23 protein-coding genes are annotated in these 22,397 nt (G+C 59.7%); 5 read left to right on the top strand and 18 right to left on the bottom strand.

Translation table 11 applies throughout. The features are described from left to right. Positions 1–9: 9 nt before the first annotated feature. Complete coding sequence (gene rpsP / locus M2367_RS13735) at positions 10–258, bottom strand: 30S ribosomal protein S16 (RefSeq protein ID WP_005892422.1); 249 nt, start codon at positions 256–258, stop codon at positions 10–12. A 182-nt stretch (positions 259–440) separates the two neighbouring features. Further along, positions 441–1,820, bottom strand: a complete 1,380-nt coding sequence (ffh, locus tag M2367_RS13730) for a signal recognition particle protein (RefSeq protein ID WP_042044211.1) — start codon at positions 1,818–1,820, stop codon at positions 441–443. Between the two features lie 201 nt (positions 1,821–2,021). Between ffh and M2367_RS13725 the strand changes: the two genes are divergently transcribed. Both M2367_RS13725 and M2367_RS13720 read left to right on the top strand, forming a co-directional pair. After that, positions 2,022–2,813: an inner membrane protein YpjD gene (locus tag M2367_RS13725; protein ID WP_259237008.1), complete on the top strand. Its 792-nt coding sequence runs from the start codon at positions 2,022–2,024 to the stop codon at positions 2,811–2,813. A 35-nt stretch (positions 2,814–2,848) separates the two neighbouring features. Beyond that, positions 2,849–4,138 carry an HlyC/CorC family transporter gene (locus M2367_RS13720; RefSeq protein WP_042044212.1) on the top strand — a complete coding sequence of 430 codons (1,290 nt, stop codon included), beginning with the start codon at positions 2,849–2,851 and terminating at the stop codon, positions 4,136–4,138. A 74-nt stretch (positions 4,139–4,212) separates the two neighbouring features. Here the strand turns inward: M2367_RS13720 and M2367_RS13715 are convergent, their stop codons facing one another. Next, positions 4,213–4,680 (bottom strand): Rrf2 family transcriptional regulator, encoded by a 468-nt coding sequence (locus tag M2367_RS13715; RefSeq protein ID WP_042044214.1) that lies wholly within the window; start codon positions 4,678–4,680, stop codon positions 4,213–4,215. 108 nt (positions 4,681–4,788) lie between these two features. Between M2367_RS13715 and hmpA the strand changes: the two genes are divergently transcribed. Next, positions 4,789–5,982: an NO-inducible flavohemoprotein gene (gene hmpA, locus M2367_RS13710; RefSeq protein ID WP_259237007.1), complete on the top strand. Its 1,194-nt coding sequence runs from the start codon at positions 4,789–4,791 to the stop codon at positions 5,980–5,982. Positions 5,983–6,103: 121 nt separating this feature from the next. On the opposite strand, the gene M2367_RS20410 is transcribed toward hmpA, so the two are convergent. The 6 genes from M2367_RS20410 to M2367_RS13680 form a co-directional block, all read right to left on the bottom strand. Next, positions 6,104–6,652 carry a tetratricopeptide repeat protein gene (locus tag M2367_RS20410; protein ID WP_198135322.1) on the bottom strand — a complete coding sequence of 183 codons (549 nt, stop codon included), beginning with the start codon at positions 6,650–6,652 and terminating at the stop codon, positions 6,104–6,106. A 475-nt stretch (positions 6,653–7,127) separates the two neighbouring features. Then, positions 7,128–8,063, bottom strand: coding sequence for a malate dehydrogenase (mdh, locus tag M2367_RS13700; protein WP_259237005.1), 936 nt, complete (start codon positions 8,061–8,063; stop codon positions 7,128–7,130). 218 nt (positions 8,064–8,281) lie between these two features. After that, positions 8,282–8,944, bottom strand: coding sequence for an arginine ABC transporter permease ArtM (gene artM / locus M2367_RS13695; protein ID WP_259237004.1), 663 nt, complete (start codon positions 8,942–8,944; stop codon positions 8,282–8,284). A gap of 2 nt (positions 8,945–8,946) precedes the next feature. Then, positions 8,947–9,597, bottom strand: coding sequence for an arginine ABC transporter permease ArtQ (gene artQ, locus M2367_RS13690; RefSeq protein WP_224431317.1), 651 nt, complete (start codon positions 9,595–9,597; stop codon positions 8,947–8,949). Positions 9,598–9,600: 3 nt separating this feature from the next. Then, complete coding sequence (locus M2367_RS13685) at positions 9,601–10,338, bottom strand: transporter substrate-binding domain-containing protein (protein WP_042044219.1); 738 nt, start codon at positions 10,336–10,338, stop codon at positions 9,601–9,603. 28 nt (positions 10,339–10,366) lie between these two features. Next, positions 10,367–11,107, bottom strand: coding sequence for an ATP-binding cassette domain-containing protein (locus M2367_RS13680; RefSeq protein ID WP_042044220.1), 741 nt, complete (start codon positions 11,105–11,107; stop codon positions 10,367–10,369). Between the two features lie 199 nt (positions 11,108–11,306). Here M2367_RS13680 and argR point away from each other — a divergent pair, with 199 nt between their 5' ends. Continuing rightward, on the top strand, positions 11,307–11,777 hold the full coding sequence (argR, locus tag M2367_RS13675; protein WP_005308670.1) for a transcriptional regulator ArgR: 471 nt from the start codon (positions 11,307–11,309) through the stop codon (positions 11,775–11,777). 109 nt (positions 11,778–11,886) lie between these two features. Here the strand turns inward: argR and M2367_RS13670 are convergent, their stop codons facing one another. From M2367_RS13670 to glnK, 6 genes are all read right to left on the bottom strand, one after another. Further along, complete coding sequence (locus M2367_RS13670) at positions 11,887–12,792, bottom strand: Dyp-type peroxidase (protein WP_259237003.1); 906 nt, start codon at positions 12,790–12,792, stop codon at positions 11,887–11,889. A 98-nt stretch (positions 12,793–12,890) separates the two neighbouring features. Further along, positions 12,891–13,919 carry an ABC transporter ATP-binding protein gene (locus M2367_RS13665; RefSeq protein ID WP_259237001.1) on the bottom strand — a complete coding sequence of 343 codons (1,029 nt, stop codon included), beginning with the start codon at positions 13,917–13,919 and terminating at the stop codon, positions 12,891–12,893. A gap of 51 nt (positions 13,920–13,970) precedes the next feature. Continuing rightward, positions 13,971–15,596 (bottom strand): iron ABC transporter permease, encoded by a 1,626-nt coding sequence (locus M2367_RS13660; RefSeq protein ID WP_259237000.1) that lies wholly within the window; start codon positions 15,594–15,596, stop codon positions 13,971–13,973. Positions 15,597–15,635: 39 nt separating this feature from the next. Then, the gene (locus M2367_RS13655) at positions 15,636–16,643 is read right to left on the bottom strand and encodes a Fe(3+) ABC transporter substrate-binding protein (protein WP_042044411.1); all 1,008 of its coding nucleotides are present in this window, start codon (positions 16,641–16,643) and stop codon (positions 15,636–15,638) included. Between the two features lie 179 nt (positions 16,644–16,822). After that, a complete protein-coding gene (locus M2367_RS13650; RefSeq protein ID WP_224431321.1) occupies positions 16,823–18,064 on the bottom strand; it encodes an ammonium transporter in 1,242 nt (413 codons plus the stop codon). 35 nt (positions 18,065–18,099) lie between these two features. Then, entirely contained in the window at positions 18,100–18,438 is a 339-nt protein-coding gene (gene glnK, locus M2367_RS13645) for a P-II family nitrogen regulator (RefSeq protein ID WP_005904813.1), read from the bottom strand. Positions 18,439–18,640: 202 nt separating this feature from the next. On the opposite strand from glnK, the gene arfB reads away from it, so the two are divergent. Beyond that, positions 18,641–19,057, top strand: coding sequence for an alternative ribosome rescue aminoacyl-tRNA hydrolase ArfB (gene arfB / locus M2367_RS13640; RefSeq protein ID WP_042044226.1), 417 nt, complete (start codon positions 18,641–18,643; stop codon positions 19,055–19,057). Between the two features lie 317 nt (positions 19,058–19,374). Here the strand turns inward: arfB and M2367_RS13635 are convergent, their stop codons facing one another. From M2367_RS13635 to M2367_RS13625, 3 genes are all read right to left on the bottom strand, one after another. Next, positions 19,375–20,571, bottom strand: coding sequence for a NupC/NupG family nucleoside CNT transporter (locus tag M2367_RS13635; RefSeq protein ID WP_042044227.1), 1,197 nt, complete (start codon positions 20,569–20,571; stop codon positions 19,375–19,377). Between the two features lie 181 nt (positions 20,572–20,752). Further along, positions 20,753–21,688 carry a LysR family transcriptional regulator gene (locus M2367_RS13630; RefSeq protein WP_224431322.1) on the bottom strand — a complete coding sequence of 312 codons (936 nt, stop codon included), beginning with the start codon at positions 21,686–21,688 and terminating at the stop codon, positions 20,753–20,755. Positions 21,689–21,758: 70 nt separating this feature from the next. Beyond that, positions 21,759–22,298, bottom strand: coding sequence for a glutathione peroxidase (locus tag M2367_RS13625; protein ID WP_259236999.1), 540 nt, complete (start codon positions 22,296–22,298; stop codon positions 21,759–21,761). Positions 22,299–22,397 lie beyond the last annotated feature (99 nt).

Below are 22,397 nucleotides of genomic sequence, written 5' to 3'. Positions count from 1 at the left end.
TTTGACTGATTAAGCAGCTTTAGCAGCGTCTTTGATCAGCTTGGCAACACGGTCAGAAACAGTGGCACCAGTACCAACCCAATGCTCGATACGAGCCAGGTCCAGATTCAGCTTGTCAGCGGAACCAGAAGCAACCGGGTTGAAGAAACCAACACGCTCGATGAAACGACCGTCACGGGCGTTACGGCTGTCAGCAACTACTACCTGGTAAAACGGACGCTTTTTCGCGCCACCACGTTGTAAACGAATGGTTACCATATCGTCCTCATTAACATCTAATGAACAGGGCCCGCAAACACGCGAACCCTAGCTTAAAATAAGCCGCGTAATACTACTTGAATTCATGCTAATTGCAACTGAACCAGCCAATTTTTGCGCAGCTTGCAGACAAAAGAGGCTCCCTCGAGAGGAGCCTCTTGCAACAGAGGGGATGATACCGATTAGAAGGGGCCGCGGCCACCGCCACCGAAGCCCGGCGGCAGCATGTTCTTCATCTGGCCCATCATCTTGCGCATGCCGCCCTTGCCGGACATCTTCTTCATCATGCGCTGCATCTCGGTGAACTGCTTGAGCAGCTTGTTCACGTCCTGCACCTGCATGCCAGAGCCTGCGGCGATGCGGCGCTTGCGGGATCCCTTGATGAGATCGGGATGAGCTCGCTCCTTCGGGGTCATGGAGCTGATGATGGCCTCCATGCGAATGGTGAGCTTGTCATCCATCTGATCTTTCACGTTGTCCGGCAGACCAGACATGCCCGGCAGCTTGTCGAGCATGCCCATCATGCCGCCCATGTTGCGCATCTGGGCCAGCTGCTCGCGAAAGTCCTCCAGATCGAAGCCCTTGCCACTCTTGACCTTGCTGGCCAGCTTGGCCGCTTTCTCTTTGTCGACGGTGCGTTCCACCTCCTCGATGAGGGAGAGCACATCGCCCATGCCAAGAATGCGCGACGCCAGACGATCGGGGTGGAAGGGCTCGAGCGCGTCGATCTTCTCCCCCATGCCGATGAACTTGACCGGCTTGCCGGTGATGTGACGCACGGACAGCGCGGCACCACCACGGGCATCGCCATCGGCCTTGGTGAGGATGACGCCGGTCAGCGGCAGCGCCTCATTGAACGCCTTGGCCGTATTGGCGGCATCCTGACCGGTCATGGCATCGACCACGAACAGGGTCTCAACCGGCTTGATGCTGGCATGGAGATCCCGGATCTCGTCCATCATGGCGCCGTCGACGTGCAGGCGACCGGCGGTATCCACGATCACCACGTCATAGAATTTTTTGCGGGCCTGATCGATGGCGGCAGTGGCAATGGCCAGCGGCTTCTGGGTCGCGTCGCTCGGGAAGAAGTCGACGCCGACGTCCCCGGCCAGGGTCTCCAACTGCTTGATGGCGGCGGGGCGATAGACGTCCGCACTGACCACCAGTACCTTTTTCTTGCTGCGCTCTTTCAGGAGCTTGGCGAGCTTGGCCACTGTCGTGGTTTTACCGGCGCCCTGCAGACCGGCCATCAATATGATGGCTGGCGGCTGGGCAGCCAGGTTGAGCTGCTCGTTGGCCTCGCCCATGACGGAGACCAGCTCCCCATGCACTATCTTGATGAAGGCCTGGCCCGGGCTCAGGGACTTGGCCACTTCCTGGCCAACGGCTCTCTCTTTGACCCGCGCCACGAAATCGCGCACCACGGGCAGCGCCACGTCCGCTTCGAGCAGCGCCATGCGCACCTCGCGCAGAGTCTCTTTGATGTTCTCTTCGGTCAGTCGCCCACGGCCACTGACGTTGCGCAGGGTGCGCGAGAGTCGTTCTGTCAAATTCTCAAACATGACGCTTTCCGGTTCTTGGCATGGTAAATGGCGGCATTATACCTCAGCCATTGCCTGAGGACGATTATTCGCCGCAGCGACTGCGACGACCTGCTCCCTATATATGGGCAGATTGCCGATTGCACAACTGGCGAGCACCTCACCCGCAGGGTATACTGCCTCTCTTGTTCACCTAACTGCTTGTTCAACAACGACCTGGTTATGATCGTGATCTCTGTTCTGGCCCTGGCGTTTTACCTGCTGGCCATCATCGCCTCTCTGCATCTGTTGCTGAGCGACAAGCCTGCGGGGCAGCACAAGCTGTTCGCCTGCGTGGCGTTCGCCCTGCTCGCCCACGGCATCACCCTGGGTGCCGAGGTGACTCAGACCAACTCGGGCCAGAATCTCAGCATGTTGAACGTGGCCTCGCTGGTGAGCCTCATCATCAGTACCTTCATGACCTGCGCCGCTCGCCGCTTCAACGGCTGGATCCTGCTGCCCGTAGTCTATGGTTTTTCCGCGCTGCTGCTCACGGCAAGCGCCCTGATCCCGAGTCGCTACATCACCCATCTGGAAGCCCATCCCCAGTTGCTGCTGCACATCGGCCTGGCGCTGATGGCCTATTCGGTGCTGATGATAGCCTGCCTGTTTGCCTTGCAGCTGGCCTGCCTCGACCGCCAGCTCAAGTCCCGCAAGCTCAGCCAGCTGCCGGCCATGCCGCCACTGATGACGGTGGAGAAACGGCTGTTCCAGCTCATCTCCGCCGGTCTGTTCCTGCTCACCCTCTCCATCGCCTCCGGCCTCTTCTTCCTGGAAGACATGTTCGCCCAGGGCAAGTCCCACAAGGCAGTGCTCTCCATTCTGGCCTGGTGCGTCTATGCGTTTCTGCTCTGGGGTCATCATACCCGTGGCTGGCGCGGCCGCCGGGTCATCAGTCTGAGCCTCGTCGGCTCAGCAATACTGACCCTCGCCTATTTTGGCAGCCGCTTCGTCAAAGAAGTTCTGCTCAACTGAATCACTCATAAACCAGCACCTGTTAGGAGCCCTTTTTGGACAGCATATCAACGAGCACGTTATTGATTGTTCTCGTTATTCTGATCTTACTATCCGCATTTTTCTCGAGTTCCGAAACCGGCCTGATGTCGATCAACCGTTACAAGTTGCGCCATCTGGCACAGACCAAGCACAAGGCTGCCCGTCGGGTAGAGCGCTTGCTGGCGCGTCCGGATCGCCTCATCGGCCTCATTCTCATCGGCAACAACCTGGTCAACATCCTGGCATCGGCCATCGCCACCATCGTCTGTATCCGGCTATTTGGTGACTTCGGGGTAGCCATTGCCACGTTCGGCCTGACCATAGTGGTGCTGATCTTCGGCGAAGTGACGCCCAAGACCCTGGCGGCCATGTACCCGGAGAAGATTGCTTATCCGGCGTCCTGGATCCTTAAGGGGCTGATGGTGCCCCTCTACCCCTTCGTCTGGCTGATCAATGGCATCACCAGCAGCCTGCTCAAGCTGCTCAAGATTGCTCCCAAGCAGCGCGACTCCCTCAACACGGAGGAGCTGCGTACCATAGTCAACGAGGCGGGCAGCATGATCCCCCAACGTCACCAGGACATGCTGCTCAGCATCCTGGATCTCGACAAGATGACGGTGGAGAACATCATGGTGCCGCGCAACGAGATCTATGCCATCGATATCAATGACGACTGGAAAACCATACTCCGTCAGCTGGTGCACTGCGCCCACACCAAGATCCTGCTCTACCGGGGCAGCATAGATGATGCGGTCGGTTTCCTGCATGCCCGCGACGCCCTGCGCCTCATTGCCAAGGATCAGTTCAACAAATCGAGCCTGCTGCGGGCGGTCAAGGAGATCTATTTCATCCCTGAGGGGACTCCTCTCAATGTCCAGCTTGCCAAGTTCCAGCGCAACAAGGAGCGGATCGGCCTCATCGTCGACGAATATGGCGACATCCAGGGATTGATCACCCTGGACGACATACTCGAGGAGATTGTCGGTGACTTCACCACCTCCATGACGCCCACGCCGAGTGACGAAGTCCACCCTCAGCCAGACGGCTCCTTCCTGGTCGAGGGCTCGGTCAGCATCCGCGAGCTCAACAAGGAGATGAACTGGCACCTGCCGACCGACGGCCCCCGCACCCTCAACGGCGTCATCCTGGAGTATCTCGAAGAGATCCCCCAGCCCAACATCAGCATAAGGCTGGCGGGTTATCCCATCGAGATCCTCGAGGTAGAGCAGAACATGGTCACCATGGCGCGCATCATGCCGCAGTTTTACCGCAGCACCGCATCGGACGAGGATGACGACGACTGATGCCAGCCGCGCCCTGACTGCCAGTATGAAGAAGGGCTGCCTGCGGGCAGCCCTTCTTCATACTGGAGAGCGACTCAGAAGTCGTTATCGTCGGCGGGGATGTTGAGGGTCGGGATCAACTGGCCGAACACCTGCTCCAACTCGTCGCGGTTGGCCAGTAAGTCCTGCAGGCTATAGCCATCCATCACGGCCAAGAAAGCATTCATGGCATCCTTCAACGCCCCCTTGAGCAGGCAAACCGAGATGATGTGGCAGACGGGCGAATGACAGTCGATGCCATCCAGGTTCCCTTCCAGCTCGCGGATCACCTGACCGATGTTGATGGTATCGGGGGCACAGGCCAGCCGTATGCCGCCATGTTTGCCCCGCTGGGATTGCAGATAGCCCAGTTTCACCAGCTGATTGACCACCTTCACCATGTGGTTGCGGGAGACGCCATACAAGGCAGATACCTTGGCGACACTCGACAACTCACCCTCCGGCAGCGTTGCCAGATAGAGCAAGGCTCTTAATCCAAAATCCGTATAACTTGTCAGTCTCATAATGCCTGTTTAGCGCAAAGCGAAAGAGGGAGGATTGATCCTCATCAAATAAACATCTAGGATGCCACTTATAAAATGACATTCTGAATGCTCAATTAGAGAGGTCCTATGTTAGATCAAGCCACCATCGCCGTCATCAAAAGCACCATTCCCCTGCTCGAATCGGCCGGGCCTGCCCTGACCGAGCACTTTTACCAGCGCATGTTTCGCGATAACCCCGAACTCAAGGATGTATTCAACCTGGCTCATCAGCGCAGTGGCGGCCAACCGCTGGCACTGTTCAATGCCGTGGCGGCCTATGCCCGAAACATCGACAACCTGGGTGCCCTCGCTGGCGCCGTGGAACGCATTGCTCACAAACACACGGGTTTCCTGATCCAGCCAGCACAATATCACATTGTGGGTAGTCATCTGCTGGCCACCCTCAAAGAATTGGGCGGTGAAGCGGTCACCGAGGAGATACTGACCGCCTGGGGCAAGGCTTACGGGGTGCTGGCCAATATCTTCATCGGCCGGGAGAGCGAGATCTACCAGGAGAAGGCCGAGCAGCCCGGTGGCTGGCAAGGGGGCCGCCCCTTCGTCATCACACACAAGCAAGCCGAGAGCGACACCATCACCTCCTTTGTCCTGACGCCTGTCGATGGGCTGCCCGTCCTCGACTTCCAGCCAGGTCAATACCTCAGCCTCAAGCTGGCGCACCCTGACCTGAGCTATCAGGAGATCCGCCAATATTCCCTCTCCGATGCGCCCAACGGGCGCAGTTACCGCATCAGCGTCAAACGTGAGTCCCGGGGACAAGTCTCCAATCTGCTCCATGACAAACTGCAGCAAGGGGATCGATTGGAGGTGATGCCGCCGGCGGGGGACTTCGTACTGACGGCCAGGCCCGATCAGGCCGTGGTGCTCATCTCGGCCGGTGTGGGCCAGACTCCCATGCTCAGCATGCTCAATCAGCTGCTGGCGATGGGTCATGGCGCCGACATCCGCTGGCTCCACGCCTGCGAGCAGGGCGCGCTGCATGGCTTCAAACAGGATATTCACACCAAGTCTCGCCAACATGAGCGACTGCTCAGCCGGGTCTGGTATCGCGTCCCGACCGAGCAGGATCAACAGGGGGAAGACTATGACTTCACCGGCACCATGGTATTGGCGCAGGTGCAGGACCTGTTGCCCGTTGACGCGCACTACTACTGCTGTGGCCCCCTGCCCTTCATGGCCAGTATCAAGCAGCAGTTGCTGGCCCTCGGGGTGAGTGGCGAGCGCCTTCATTACGAAGTATTTGGCCCTCATCAAGATCTATAACAACCGGCTATCCATACCAATGAAGGGGAAACAGCCTGCACGGCACGGCGGCTGACCTCCCCATAACAAGAGGGCCCCTGCTGCAAACAGGGGCCCTCTTCTCATCACTGGGAAAAAGGCGTCAACCCATGGCCTTGGCCCGCGCCACGGCATTGGCGGGCATGCGACCGGCAAGACGCGACAGCAGGCTGGCCGCCCGACCATGGAGCGCCTTGTCGCCAATCACGGCCCCGTGCAGCAAATGGTAGGCTTCTTCATAATCGAGAGGGCTGCCGAGTCCCGCCAGCAACATTTCGACCCACTCCAACTGCGCCTTGAGCAGACCCTGGCTCGCCGCCTCCCGCATCAGGGTCTCGGCACGCAGCAGATCCTTCTGCACCAATATCCCCTTCCAGTAGTAGCGGCCCAGTTGTTCCAGCGCGGGCGCCAGGCCTTGATCCGCCGCAGCCCACAGGTACTTGACCCCCTGCTCGGCATCGGGCTTCACGCACACGCCCCAGGCCAGCATGTCCCCCCACAGAAACTGGTAGGAAGGGATCTTCATCACATTGGCCCGCGCCTCTATGTCCTGAGTCAACTGGCACCTGTCCTGCTTGACCTGTTTGAGGTGACGGCCCTGTTCAATCCAGTCGAGCAGCTCGTCCTGACGATAGAGGGGGACAACCTGCAGGGGTGCCACCGAGACCGGGGGCAGCTGGACCGCAGGATCCACCACTTCGACCAGAGTAGCGGGCGCAGCCGATACCTGGCCTGCGGGTGTCGGCCACTGGGGCAGGCCCGCACCGGGCAGAGCGGATGGCGTGGCGGCCTTGGCCTGGGTGGCCGGCAACCCTGGGTTGGATGCCGCGGCGATCTCGGCAGGCTGCACCGCCCCCTTGACTGGTTCAGGCACCGGCGCAGATACAGATGCGGCCGCCAACATGGGATCGGCCGCACCGGTGTCAATGGGTTCTGCATCAGCCTGAGCGGCCAGCAAACACGTAAAGATAATGAGGGGGAAGAGGTTCATCATGGGTTCTCCTGCTGCTCTCCTGTATCGGCCACAGGGGCAATCCCTTAAGTCAGGATGAAATCCGGATGGAAAATGGCCGCCGCCAGGATGACAAAAGGGGAGCCTGAGCTCCCCTTTTCAACCGTCATGCGTCTTACTTGACGAAGTCGACACCCAGCTGGATGTCGGCTTTCAGGGTGGCCAGCATGCCATCCATCGCGTCCTGCTCGAAGGAACTCAGCTTGCCGTAGTCCAGTATGGTCTCGACGCCGTGCTTGCCCAGCAGTATGGGTTGTGCGAAGAAGCTGGCGTGCTCGCCATTGCCTTCCACGTAGGCGCACTCGATGACGTTGGCTTCGCCCTGCAGACCCTTGATGAGGGAGAGGCCGAAGCGGCAAGCCGCCTGACCCATGGAGAGGGTCGCTGAACCGCCACCGGCTTTGGCTTCAACCACTTCGGTACCGGCATTCTGGATGCGCTTGGTCATGGCAGCCACTTCCTCGGCAGAGAAGTTGGCACCCTCAATCTGGGACAGCAGCGGCAAGATGGTCACGCCGCTGTGGCCGCCAATGACGTTGACGCGTACTTTATCAACGTTCAGCCCCTTGGCCTCGGCCACGAAGGTCTCGGCACGGATCACATCCAGGGTGGTGATCCCGAACAGGCGACGCTTGTCATAGACACCGGCTTTCTTCAACACTTCGGCGGCGATGGCGACCGTGGTATTGACCGGGTTGGTGATGATGCCGATCAGCGCCTGCGGGCAGGATGCGGCACACTTCTCGACCAGGTTCTTGACGATACCGGCGTTGATGTTGAACAGATCGGAGCGATCCATGCCGGGCTTGCGCGCCACACCGGCGGAGATCAGCACGACATCGGCGCCAACCAGAGCCGGGCTCGGGTCTTCGCCACAAAATCCTTTTACTTTCACGTCAGTCGGGATGTGGCTCAGATCGACGGCAACACCCGGGGTCACGGGGGCAATGTCATACAGGCTCAATTCGGAACCAGCAGGCAGGCGATTCTTCAGCAACAGGGCAAGGGCTTGGCCTATCCCACCGGCGGCACCCAGAACGGCAACTTTCATGATCAACTCCATGTTTAAGCAGGTTTAAGGTTGTTTCTTGTTGTGCGCCCAACCTTAAAGGATCCCCCCCTAAAAAACAATCTGATAACAGTTGCGATAACAGGTTCTGTGAGCTACGGAACAGCCCGCGCCGAAAGCGGGGGGGAAATGTGAAAAGTGGAAGGAGAAGCACAGATTTTCTGTGTTTCTCCTTCCATCAGAGGGTCAATATCTGGTGTTTAGCCTTGGAAAGCCAGGGCTCGGCGCTCGCACCAGCGAAAGCCAATTGTTAACAAACCATTCATGCAGAGGTAGAGGGCCCCCGCCACGGTAAACACCACCAGGGTGTCATAGGTCTGGGCATTGAGACGCTGGGCCAGCCCCATGATATCCATGATGGTGATGGTGCTGGCAAGGGAGCTCCCCTTGAGGACCAGGATCACCTCGTTGGAGTAGGCAGGAACCAGGCGACGGGCGGCGTGACGCACCTTCATCCACAGAGTTTGACCCGGCGTGAAACCCAGGGCGCGACAGGCTTCCACCTCCCCCGCCGGAATCGCCTCCAACGCCCCCTTGAACAGGCGGGTCGAATAGGCGGCCGTATTGAAGCCAAGGGCCAACACGGCGCAGAACCAGGGTTGCTTGAGCAGGGGCCAGAGTGGCCCGCTCTTGAGCCACTCGAACTGGCCGGGCCCGTAATAGATAAGGAAAATCTGGATCAGCAGAGGGGTACCGGTGAACACCAGCACCCACAGTTGCACCAGCTGAGTCGCCAGCGGGATACGGCGCTCCAACACCCAGGTCATCAGGGCCGCCATGGCAACCCCGAGCAGCAGGCTCAGGGCGGTCAGCTGCAAGGTGGTACCAAGTCCACCGAGCAGAGTCATCAGATAGTCTTGCATCCCTAACCTCCGTAGCGCCGGCTATAACGGGACGCCTGCTTGAGCCCGAATTCACTGACCAGGCTGATCGCCAAATAGATGAGGGCCGCCGTGGCATACCAGGTGAAGGGCTGGTAGGTACTGGCCGACGCCATCTGTGCCTGACGCATCATCTCGTTCACCCCGATGAGGGAGACCAGGGCGGTATCCTTGAGCAGCACCAGCCACTGATTGCCCAACCCGGGCAGGGCGTGACGCCAGGCCTGAGGCAGCACGATGCGAAAGAAGGTCCGCCCCCGTCCCAATCCCAGCGCCTCGGCGGCCTGCCGCTGACCAGTCGGCACCGCATTGAGGGCGCCGCGCAGGGTCTGGCAGGCATAGCTGGCAAACAACAGAGAGAGTGCCAGCACACCACAAGCGAAGGGGCTGAACTCCACATACTCCCCGGTGATGAGGAACAGCACCTGGGTCGAGCCAAAGTAGATGAACAGCACCACCAGCAGCTCGGGCAGGCCGCGGATCAGGGTGGTGAGGGTGGCAACGGGCCAGCCGAGCCAGGGCTTGCCGCTGAGTTCAGCCGCGCTGAATGCCAGCGCCAGCACCATACCCCCAACCAGAGAGGCCAGGGCCAGCCCCAGGGTCATCCAGGTTGCGTCGAGCAGCAGACTCAGCATGGCTTACTGCGCGAAGTACTTGTCAAAGATCTGCTGATAGGTGCCATTGGCCTTGATCTCGGCCAGCCCCTTGTTCAGCTGAGCCAGCAGCTCTTTATTGCCTTTGGCTACGGCGATGCCAAAACCCGTGCCGAAGTACTTGGCATCGGTCACAGGCTTGCCCATCACCACATACTCTTTGTGCTGTTTGAGCCAATCGGCGGCCACGGCGGTATCGGCAAAGACGGCATCGGTACGACCGTTCATCATGTCGAGGAAGGCGCTCTGATAGCTGGCGTAAGGCACGGTGAGCAGGCCCTTGCTGACCCAGTTATCCACCAAATAGGACTGATGGGAACTGCCGTTCTGGACGCCGACCGTCTTGTCGACCAGCTCTTCCGGGCCCTTGAAGGCATCCTTCTTGGCCACGAATACGGCGGAGTTCTCGTAATAAATGTCGGAGAAATCGACCTGGGCGGCACGCTCCGGGGTCACGTCCATGGCGGCGATGGCGGCATCGAAGCGATGGAACTTGAGGCTGGGGATCAGGCTGTCAAACGCCTGGTTATGGAAGCTGCACTCCAGCTTGGCCTGCGCGCAGATGGCGCGGGCCAAGTCGATGTCGAAGCCCTGAAACTCGTTCTTGTCATCCAGATACTCGAACGGGGCATACGTTGCCTCGGTGACAAATTTGATCTCTTTGGCCACAACGGTCGTGCTCAGCAGTCCCATGGCCACGGCCAGCAATATGCTCTTTTTCATGTGATTGTCCTTGTCAAAATGAAGGGATTCAGTGATTCAGAAACTCGGCAAAACGACGGGTTCGGGGTGAGGTGAAGATCTCGGCGGAGCCGGATTCCACAATCTGACCCCGCTCCAGGTAGATCACCTGGCTGGCCACCTTGCGGGCGAAATCGACCTCGTGGGTCACCACCACCTGGGTGATCCCGGTCTTTGCGAGACCACGAATGATCTGGGCGACCTCCTTGGTTATCTCGGGATCCAGCGCCGCCGTCGGCTCATCAAACAGCAGGACCTCGGGGTCCATCATCAGGGTACGGGCGATGGCCACACGCTGCTGCTGGCCACCGGAGAGCCGGGCCGGCCAGGCATCGCGCTTGTCGGCGAGCTGCAACTGGGTCAGCAGGTAGCCGGCCTTGTCGATGGCCGCCTGCTTGCCCATGCCGAGCACCTTGATGGGCGCCTCGATGAGGTTTTCCAGCACGGTGAGATGGGGCCAGAGGTTGTATTGCTGGAACACCATGCCGACTTTGCGACGCAGCGCCTGGGCTTCGCGGGCAAAGTCCCCCTTGGAGAGGGTCGACGGGAAAGAAAATTCACTCTTGCCGATGCGCAAAGTACCAGCATCCGGGGTGTCGAGCAGGTTGAGCATGCGCAGCAACGAGCTCTTGCCCGCACCGCTTGGGCCCAGCAATACCAAGGTCTCGCCGGGATTGGTGCAAAAGGAGACCTGTTGCAGAACCTGCTGTTTGTGCCAGGACTTGTCGATAGCGTTTAATTCAATACCCATACAACCCGATTGAATAAGTTTTCAAAATTTCGTCCTGATTTTAATCTCAACATGGGTATATGCAAGCTAAACTTGCATCGATATGCAGTACAAACCGCAGTTCCTTGCCAAAAAAGGCATATGAATGCAAAATGGCCATGCTGAACAGCTGCCGCCTGCGTACCACAGGCCGCCACCCTCCCTCATTCGTGAGTCCAAGATGAAGCATAACGACAAGCAAGAAAAACTGGCGAAGGCCTTTAAAGCCTTGCTGAAAGAAGAAAGATTTGGCTCCCAGGCAGAGATAGTCACGGCCCTGCAAGAGATGGGTTTTGAAAACATCAACCAGTCCAAGGTATCGCGCATGCTGAGCCGTTTCGGCGCCGTTCGCACCCGCAATGCCAAGATGGAGATGGTCTACTGCCTGCCGGTCGAACTCGGCGTGCCCACCACCTCCAGCCCCCTCAAGAACCTGGTACTGGATGTCGACCACAACGGCGCTCTGGTGGTCATCCACACCAGCCCCGGTGCCGCCCAGCTGATCGCCCGCCTGCTCGACTCCCTCGGCAAGGCCGAAGGGATCCTCGGCACCATCGCCGGGGATGACACCATCTTCATCACCCCGACCAGCGATACCGATATCGAAGAGCTATACCTCTCCGCCCTCGAGCTGTTCGAACAGACCCCGTAATCCGGCAGGCTCCGCTACGGCTGGGCTCCCTGAACGAACAATGGAACGAAAAATCCCGGCCTCGGCCGGGATTTTTGTTCATGCCTTGCCGGCATGCTCCTCGATGGGCTTATTGTCCCTGGCCCTGCAGGAACTCGACCGAGGGGGCGAAGAAGGCAGCCCCAGTCACGGCACGGGTGAAGCGCAGCAGGTGATCGAAGTGGCCACCCTCGCCCTTGTACATGCTGGCCAGCATAGCATTGAAGTGCAGCGGGGTGCGGCAACAGGAGATGAAGTAGAGCCCCTGCTCACGCATGGTGCCCCAGGGCATGCTCTGGCGCAGGATCTCCATGGACTCCCCCTTGGGCGTCTTGAGATTGACCCTCTTTATATGAGCCGTGAGCGGTTTGGCGGCAGACTCATACTCCAGGTTGTCGACCTTGGTGCGGCCTATGATGTCCTCTTGCTCTTTGAGTGACAGCCGCTCCCAGTCGCTCATGGCATGCAGCCAACGCTGCACATGGACATAAGAGCCGCCCGCAAACTCGCCACCGGCCAGCAGCGCCACTTCTCCCTTGTGTTCATCCTGAGGATTCTCGGTGCCATCGACGAAACCGGTCAAGTCACGGCAATCCTGATTGCGGAAACCCCGCACCTCTTCCACCAGCTCAACCTGACCACCCAGCAGCGCCATCAGCCGTTGACCGGCATGATGCAGCACATCGACCCGGTCGGCGCGCAGTTGCACGAAGAGATCGAAGGGGGTATGGGGCGCCTGCTGGCCATTGGCCTCCTGGGCCAGGAAACTGCGAAACTGGGGAGGGCGCGCCATGGGATAGAGACCATCCCAGGCTTCGGATCCTACCGCCAGCAGACCAGAGAAGCCGGCGTCCGGAAAATCGGCGGTGACGGATTGCCACAGCGTTGGCACCTTGGCGAGGCGGCGAACCAATTCGGCACTGTCACCGACCCGGTTGAACATCAGATAGAGGGCATGCAGGTTAGGCTCTGCGCAGATCCCGGTTTGGGCATTCATTCATCTCTCCCATGTGTGAGCATTGGTCGATCATAAAGTCGCCTGATTATAAAGCAATGGCCGATGGGATCCTTGATGTGACCCGGCACCCTGGCTCATCAGAGCGCGAACAGTACCAGAGGGTGTGGCGCCACCTGCACCCTGGCCTGCGCGGGGATCAGGGGTTCGCTGATACTGGCCTCCAGTGTCAACTCGCCACAGGCCAGCTGCACCCGGCAGTGATGGCCGAGAAACTGCTGTTCCACCACCCTGAGCGGCCCCTCTTCATCCCCAATAAGCTGCAGCTGCTGGGGTCTGAGCATGAGTTGACGCCGCTCCCCCTGGGCCAGCCCATGGGGCTCGCTACCGCGGATCAGGCCAATGGCGGTCTGTACGCTATCGGCATCCACCACCTCGGCGGCCAGGTAGTTGACGCCACCGAGGAACTCGGCCACGAAGGGATTCTGCGGGCGACGATAGAGCTGCTCCGGCTCGCCCACCTGCTCGATGTGACCGGCACGAAACAGCGCCAGCCGATCGGCGAAGGCAAACGCCTCCTCCTTGCTGTGACTGACAAAAACGGCCCCTATCCCCTGCCCCTTGAGCAAGGCACGGATCTCGAGAATAAGCTTCATCCTCACCTGGGTATCAATGTTGGAGAAGGGCTCGTCGAGCAGCATGAGACGCGGCTTGCACACCAGCGCCCGGGCGATGGCGACACGCTGTTGCTGGCCGCCGGAGAGTTGATGAGGGTAGCGTTCTCCCAGCCCTTGCAGGTTCACCAGCTGGAGCGACTCCTCCACGGTCTGGCGGCGCTCGCTGCGCGCTTGCCTTCCCAGGCCGAAGCCGATGTTCTCGGCCACGGTCAGATGGGGAAAGAGGGCGTAATCCTGAAAGATCATGCCGATGTTGCGCGCCTCGGGAGGAACGCTCACCCCAGGGCCCTCCAGCAGATGCTCCCCGAGCCGGATCTCGCCCTCTGTCAGGGGCAGCAGGCCGGCGATGGCCTTGAGCAGCGTGGTCTTGCCGCAGCCACTGGCCCCCAGCAAGCAAACTATCTCGTTGTCAGCCACTGACAAGGAGAGCTGCTCCAACACGTTATGACCGTTATAACGGCAGCTCACTTTCTCTATTTGCAAGCAAGACACGACTCAAATCCTCTTGTGTGAGAGTGGCCAGGGCACCTCATTCAAATTGGCTCAATGGCCCTGGCTATCCAGGCTGCGGTTGACCCAGATGAGCGGCAGCAAGCCCACCAGTACGATGACGATGGCGCCAAGCGCCCCGCGCTCCAGCATCTCGTCCGAGACGAACTGATAGACATGGGTCGCCAGGGTCTCGAAGTTGAACGGCCGCAGCAGCAGGGCGGCGGGCAGCTCCTTCATGGATTCGATAAATACCAGCATGGCGCCGGCGAACAGGCCCCGTCGCACCAGGGGCAAATGCACCCGTCTGAGCATACCGCCCGCCCCCTGCCCCAGGGAGCGGGCCGCCATGTCGAGACTGGGGGAGACCTTGCCGAGGCTGCTCTCCACCGAACCGATGGCAATGGCGACGAAACGCACCAGATAGCCGAACACGATGGCGGTGAGCGTGCCGGTCAGCAGCAGGCCTGGCCCCTGAAGCCCAAGCCACTCGGCCAGATCGTTGATGCCAAAATCCAGGGCCGTGAGTGGCACCAGCACACCGATGGCCAGCACTGTCCCCGGCATGGCATAGCCCAGGGCGGCAAGACGCAGCGGGATCAGACTCTTGATCCCGCCATCGAGACGGCGGAAGAAACCGAGCAGCAGGGCCACCCCCATGGCAAGCAGCGCCGTCAGGGCCGAGATGAGCAGGCTGTTGCCGGCGAAGCGCGCAAACTCCGGAGTCCATGACAGTGCAAAATAGCGCACCCCATAGTCGAGCAGTATGGCGAATGGCAAGGCAAAACCGGCCAGTACCAGGCCCCAGCACCAGAGCCCGGCCAACCAGCGCAGCCCTCCCTTGAGCGGGTAGCGCAGCGGCGGCTCATGGCCCATGGATTTCTGGAAGACCTGCTGACGACTCCGGGAACGGCGCTCAAAGGCGATCAGCAAGACGACCGCCAGCAGCATCAGGCAGGAGAGCTTGGCCGCCGTGGCCAGGCTGCCATAGCCGAGCCAGGTATCATAAACGGCGGTGGTCAGGGTATTGATGGCAAAGAAATGCACGGTCGCAAAGTCAGCCAGGGTCTCCATGGCCACCAGGGAGACGGCCACCATGATGGCGGGTCTGGCCAGGGGCAGACTGATGCGGCGAAAACTCTGCCAGGGCGAACTGCCGAGCAGCCGACTGGAGTGGATCAGGCTGACCGACTGCTCCAGGAAGGAGGCTCGCGCCAGCAGATAGACATAGGGGAACAACACCAGGGCCAACACCCAGGCAGCCCCGCCGAGGGAGCGGATAGCCGGGAACCAGTAGTCGCCAGGCCCCTGCCAGTCGAACAGGGTGCGTAGCCCCGCCTGCACCGGACCGGAGTAATCAAACAAGTCCGTATAGACGTAGGCAACGATGTAGGAAGGCATGGCCATGGGCAGCATCAGCGCCCACTGCAAGGCCCGGCGACCCGGCACCTGGCACATGGCGACCAGCCAGGCGGTCGGTACCCCGAACAGCAGGCTGAGCGAGACGACGCCCAGCACCAGCAGCAGGGTATTGACGAGGTAGGTGGAGAGAACGGTATCGGCCAGATGGACGAACAGATCCCCATCCGCCGAGAGCGCAGAAAACAGCAGTGCCAGAACGGGCAAAACCAGCAGCAGGGCACAGGCCCAGCCGCTGGCTATCCAACCAAATTTTTTCATGAGTCCACAAAAATGGATGGGGCCCCTGGCCCCATCTGATTACAGATCGAACTTGACTTCGTCGAGCAGCTGCAGCGCATCCTTACGGTGCTTGGCATAGTCGCTGACCGGCAGGGCATCGACCTTGAAGCTGCCCCAGGATTTGACCATGGCGGACGGCTCAACACCAGGCTTGACCGGATACTCGGCGTTCACCTCGGCATACATGTGCTGAGCCTGATCACCGGAGAGGAACTCCATCAACTTCTGCGCTTGCACCTTGTTTTTGGCGTACTTGGTCATGGCCACACCGCTCACGTTGACGTGGGCGCCACGATTGGTCTGATTCGGGAAGTTGATCTCGACCGCCTCAGCCCAGGCCTTCTGCTCCGGATCCTTGAGCATGGCGCCCAGGTAGTAGCTGTTGCCCAGGGAGACATCACAGATGCCATCCTTGATCGCCTTGACCTGATCCCGATCGTTACCCTGAGGCGTGCGCGCCAGGTTGGCCTTGACCCCTTCCAGCCAGGTCTTGGTATCCGCCATGCCGTGATGAACGATCATGGAGGAGATCAGGGCAACATTGTACTCATGCTTGCCGCTGCGGGTACAAATTTTGCCTTTGAATTCCGGCTTGACCAGATCTTCGTAGCTGATCTCGGCAAGTTTGCCCAGACGCTCTTTGCTGGAGTAGATGGCCCGCACGCGAGTGGTCAGGGCAAACCAGCGATTATCCGGGTCGCGGTAGGCGGCCGGGATATTCTCCTGCAGCAGCTTGCTGTCTACCGGTTGCACCAGATCCTTGTCGACCAGATCGGTCAAACGGCTGATGTCCACGGTCAGCATCAGATCCGCCGGGGAGAGCTTGCCTTCACGCTCCAGGCGCTCGTTGAGCCCCTCTTTGGCAAAGACCACATTGACCTTGATCCCTGACTCCTTTTCGAACTGCTGGATGATGGGCTTGATCAGCTCATCCTGACGGTTCGAATAGACATTTACTTCCTGTGCAGCCATGGCGGCGGGAGCAGAAATGGCCGTCAATGCCAGCGCCAATAGTGTCTTCTTGATCATGGAGTCAATTCCTTGGGATGAACGCGAATAGTGAGAATTATTGTTGTTTGCATTCTGCCTGAGGAAATTGCCATATCGCAAGCCGATTACCGCATCCGCATCACAAATTTATTCAATGATAAATAAAAGGGCCGGATGGAATCCCATCCGGCCCTTTCAGCTGAGTTAACCGTCAATTAATGGCTGCTTTTCACCGTCACAAACTCCGGATAAGCATCCACACCACACTCGTGCAGATCGACACCCATCATCTCTTCCTCTTCGCTGACCCGGATCCCCAGGGTCGCCTTGAGCAGGAGCCACACCACCAGAGATGCGAGGAACACCCAACCGAAGATGACAGCCGCACCGAGCAACTGAGCGCCAAAGGTGGTTGCTTCATTGCTGAAGGGCACGACCATCAGGCCGAAGAAACCGCAGACGCCGTGCACCGACAAGGCGCCGACCGGATCATCAATCTTCAGCTTGTCGAAGCTGACGATGGCATAAACCACCAGGCCACCGGCCAGGACACCGATCAGGCTGGCAAAGAGCGGGCTGGGTGAGGCAGGGTCGGCCGTGATGGCGACCAGACCGGCCAGCGCACCGTTCAATACCATGGTCAGGTCAGCCTTGCCCCAAGTCAGCTTGGTCACCAGCAGGGCGCCCAGGGCGCCGGTGGCGGCAGCGGCGTTGGTGTTGACGAACACCTTACCGATGGCACTGGCATTGGCCGCATCGGACAACATCAATTGCGAACCACCGTTGAAGCCGAACCAACCCATCCAGAGGATCAGGGTGCCCAGGGTCGCCAACGGCAGGTTGGAGCCGGGGATGGGGTAGATCTCGCCATTCTTGCCATATTTGCCACGACGCGCCCCCAGTACCAGTACGGCGGCCAGGGCGGCGGCGGCACCCGCGAGGTGCACGATGCCAGAGCCGGCGAAGTCGGAGAAGCCAGCCTCTTTCAAGAAGCCGCCACCCCAGGTCCAGTAACCCTCAACCGGGTAGATGACCCCAGTCATCACCACGCAGAACAGCAAGAAAGACCAGAGTTTCATCCGCTCGGCCACGGCGCCGGAGACGATGGAGGTCGCCGTTGCCACGAACACCACCTGGAAGAAGAAATCAGACTCGAGCGAGTGACTTGCCCCCTCGGCCTGAGTACCGAGCAAGGTGCCAACACTCGGCAGCCAGCCACCGGCACCGTTGTCGACGTACATGATGTTGTAACCGATCAGCAGGTACATCACGCAGGCGATGGTATAGAGCAGGACGTTCTTGGTCAGTATCTCCGTGGTGTTCTTGGCGCGCACCAGGCCTGCTTCCAACATGGCGAAACCGGCGGTCATCCACATAACCAGGACCCCGGACATCAACAGATAAAAGGTATCCAGCGCAAAACGCAGCTCACTGACACTCTTGGCTAACTCTTCCATGACAATCTCCTAACAGCTTCCCTAATTCCAATGACTCACAGCGCTTCGTCGTCTGTCTCGCCGGTGCGGATCCGCACCGCCTGCTGCAGCTCATAGACGAAAATCTTGCCATCCCCAATCTTGCCGGTGTAGGCCGCCTTGCAGATCGCCTCGATCACGCTCTCCACGTTGTCGCTGATGGTGGCAATCTCCAGCTTGACCTTGGGCAGGAAGTCGACCTGATACTCGGCGCCACGGTATAATTCGGTATGTCCCTTCTGACGGCCGAACCCTTTGACCTCGGAGACGGTCAATCCCTCGACGCCGAGATTGGCAATGGCTTCACGCACATCGTCCAACTTGAAGGGCTTGATAATCGCAGTAATCAATTTCATCTGGTTGCTCCCAATCCATGGTGTGTCGATATAGTGCAATCAATTCTTGTGCCAAGAATTTTTATTGTTATATTTCAATAAGATAAAATAAACATGGCCTAACCCCTCTCCGCAGACTCTCCAAGGGGGAGCAGAGCGCCCCACGATGAGGCACCATCCTTAAACAAGGTTAAAAAATGCACCAAATTGGTTCAGTCACTCCATGCTAGTCATCTCGGAACACGTCACCCTGCCCTGGCATGAGTTGCAGTTTCAGGCGATGCGCGCCCAGGGCGCCGGGGGGCAACACGTCAACAAGACAGACTCGGCGGTCTGGTTGCGCTTCGATTACCGAGGCTCCCCCAGCCTGCCAGAACTCTATAAAGAGGGGCTGGACAGGCTCAGTGACAGCCGGGTACATGACGGCTTCATCCTGATCCGGGTCGAGACCCATCGCAGCCAGGACATGAACCGCAAGGAGGCCATGAGCCGACTGGTGGAACTGCTGACCAAGGCCGCCTGGCGACCCAAGGCCCGCCGAGCCACCAAGCCGACCAAGGGCTCCCAGCGCCGCCGAGTCGAAGCCAAGAAGCGCAAGGGCGACATCAAATCCGGACGAGGCAAGATAGCCCTGGATTGACACAGGCTGGCTGAGTGAGGAGTGATCTCCCTTCCAAAAGAGAGGGCTTTGCGGCGAAAAGATGAACATCAGATGAAGGCCACTCTCAGAAGTGCTTCAGAAGAGCGGGGGCATAATGAGTGCGTACCTGGATGGACATCACCCATGCACGTGCACCCATGTGACACTTCCAATCTGTTTTCTCGCGCCTCTTCCCTGGGGCGCTTTTTTTGTGCCCTCTTCCCTGGCTAACCCGCCTCATGACATGGGCAACATCCGGGAACAAAAAGGCCCGCCGAGGCGGGCCATGACCGGAAGGTGCTAACTTCGGGGGTCAATCAGATAGCGAGGAACAGACCTGCCAGGGCGGCGCTCATCAGGTTGGCGAGCACCCCGGCCAGTATGGCCCGCATGCCGTAGCGAGAGATGAACGCCTTGCGCTCCGGCACCATGGATCCCAGGCCGCCGATCAGGATCGCCATGGAAGAGATGTTGGCGAAACCGCACAGGGCGAAGGTGACGATGGCCTTGCTCGACGGGTCCAGGGTCTGATCCTGCACCAGCGCGATGAACGCCACGAATTCGTTGATGACGACCTTGGTGCCAATCAGAGCGCCAGCAGCCTGAGCCTGATCCCAGGGCACACCGATGAGCCAGGAGACAGGGGCAAACAGCCAGCCCAGGATCAGCTGGAAGCTCAGCTCCCAACCCAGCAAGCCACCGGCCCAGCCAAGCAAGCCGTTGAGCAGGGCTATCACACCGACGAAGGCCAGCAGCGTGGCCCCCACGGCGACCGCAATATTCAGACCTGACATGGCGCCATCGGCGGCGGCTTCAATCACGTTGGTCGCACGAGGGATCTCCACATCCTGATGATGATCCTGTTCATCCGCTGCCGGCGGCACCAATATCTTGGCCATGGCCAGACCGGCCGGGGCAGACATGAAGGCCGCCGCGATCAGGTACTTGAGCTCCACTCCCAGGCTGGCATACCCCACCAGGGTGCCGCCCGCCACGGAAGCGAGGCCACAGCTCATCACCGCGAAGAATTGCGAGTCGGACATCTTGGCAAGGTAAGGTTTGACCACCAGCGGAGCCTCGACCATGCCGACGAAGATATTGGCGGTGGCTGAGAGGCTCTCGGCCCGGCCAGTGCCGAGCAGCTTTTGCAGACCGCCGCCGAGCAGGGCGATGATCCTGGTCATCAAGCCGATGTGATAGAGGATGGCGATCAGCGCCGAGAAGAAGATGATGACCGGCAGCACATTGAAGGCAAAGATGAAGCCGAGTTTGAACTTGGCCAGGTCCCCAAACAGGAAGGCGATCCCCTCCTGGCCGTAACCGATGACGCTGCTCACGCTGTCACTGACGGCATTCAATACCCGCTGACCGGCGGGAAGCCAGAGCACCAAGGCGGCGAATACGATCTGCAGGGTGAGGGCGCCGCCCACTGTTCTCAGTGGGATACGACGGCGATTGTCAGAGCAGAGGGTGGCGAGCGCCAGTATGCAGAGCATGCCGAGCAGGGCTATCATGGGGACTCCATCGGGGGGATTTCAGATGGGCGCGGATTCTGCCCCCCTCCCCTGATGACTGCAAGCTGACAAGGTTATCAGTCTGTTACCAACCACCTCTGCGCCAACCACCCGGATCCAAGCACTTGATTCCCCTCGTCTTATTTCGCTCCCACTCACAACTGTTTACGCATGGAAACAATCATTCCTCCAGGCCGGACAATGCTTGTCCCAACCAGGGCGCCAGACGCCGTTGCCAATAGGGTGGCGTACCGAATCCCTCTTTGAGGAAATCGATGAAGAGGCGGATCTTGGGATCCAGATGTTCTCGGCGGGCATACACGGCATGGACCGCCATCTTCTGGCTCGGACGCCACTCGGGCAGCAGCGGGATCAGGGCGCCCGATTGCAGCTCCTTGTCGAGCAGATAGTTGGCGATATAGGCCACCCCCAGCCCGGCCAGCGCGGCGTCGCGTACCGCCTCCGCCAGATCGACCCTGTAGTTGCCCGCCACCTGCACGCTCTGGCGCTCCTTCTCCTTGCGAAAGTGCCACTCCTGATAGCGTCGCTCCCGGCTCTGATAGGTGATGCAGTTGTGGTCTAGCAGATCTCGCGGCGTGAGCGGCGTGCCGTGGCCGAGCAGGTAATCGGGGGAGGCCGCCAACACGAAGCCGATATCGGCCAGGCGCTGACCTATCAGCCCCAGGGGCTTGTCTTCATAGGTGGTGATCCAGAGATCCAGTCCCTCATCCACCAGATTGGTTCGGTGATCGAACAGGGAAACCTCCAGCTCCAACTCGGGATAGCGCTGCTGGAAGGCCTTGAGGCGGGGGATCACATGCAATCGGCCAAACGACTGACCCACCCCTAGATGCAGTACGCCACTCACCTTGCCGCGCCTGTCCGCCACCATGGACTCCGCTTCCTGCGCCTGGGCCACCAGGGCGCGGCAGTGGCGGGCATACTCCTGCCCCAATTCGGTCAGGGCGAAGCGGCGGGTGGTGCGCTGCACCAGCTGGGCACCGAGATCGGCCTCAAGCTGGGCCAGCTGCTTGCTGATGTGGGATTTGGAGACGCCGAGCCGCCGGGCGGCGGCCGAGATGCCCTGTTCGCGGACCAGGGCATCGAAGATCAACATTTGCGGGAGTCGGTGCAGCACGATATGACCTGAACAAGGGAGCGGGGCACCATTATTCCAGAGCCGCCGCTCAGGGGGTAGCGGCGAGTGCCTGCCGTAGCTGCGCGAGCAGAGGATCCTCATCCGGGCGCTGGCGCGATCCATAACTCGCCAACAGCTGGCCATCCCGCCCGATCAGATACTTGTGAAAATTCCAGGCTGGCGCCTCCCTGGCCGCCAGCGCCAGTCCCTTGAACAGAGGGATAGCCTGATCGCCACGCACCGAGACCCGGTTGAACATGGGGAAAGTGACCCCATAGTCCCGCTGGCAAACTGCGGCCGTCTCCCCCTCCTCCCCCGCTTCTTGCTGGAAATCATTGGAAGGGAAGCCGAGGATCAGCAACCCCTGGTCACGATACTCTTGGTTGAGTGCCTCCAACCCCTTGAACTGTTTGGTGTAACCGCAATAGGAGGCGGTATTGACCACCAGCACCACCTTGCCTTGGGTGAGCTGGCACAGGTTGTGGCGCTGGGTGCTGTTGAGCTCGCGCTGCTCCCCGGAAAAATAGTCGGGGCAGCCAGCCAGAGCAGAGTGACCCCAGAGCAGCAATATGAGTGCGATTCCCTTCATGCTCTTCTCCTTTTTTCATCTGACCCCGGGCTGCTCACCAAGAGCGGGCCAGTGGTTATGGTCAGCCTCTGAACTCTCTACGCTGCAGGCGGGGCTTTG

The organism is Aeromonas sp. BIGb0445 (genome assembly GCF_024809075.1).
Lineage (GTDB): Bacteria > Pseudomonadota > Gammaproteobacteria > Enterobacterales > Aeromonadaceae > Aeromonas > Aeromonas rivuli.
Note: the sequence above shows the minus strand (reverse complement) of the source record. Positions and strands in the feature narration are given on the sequence as shown.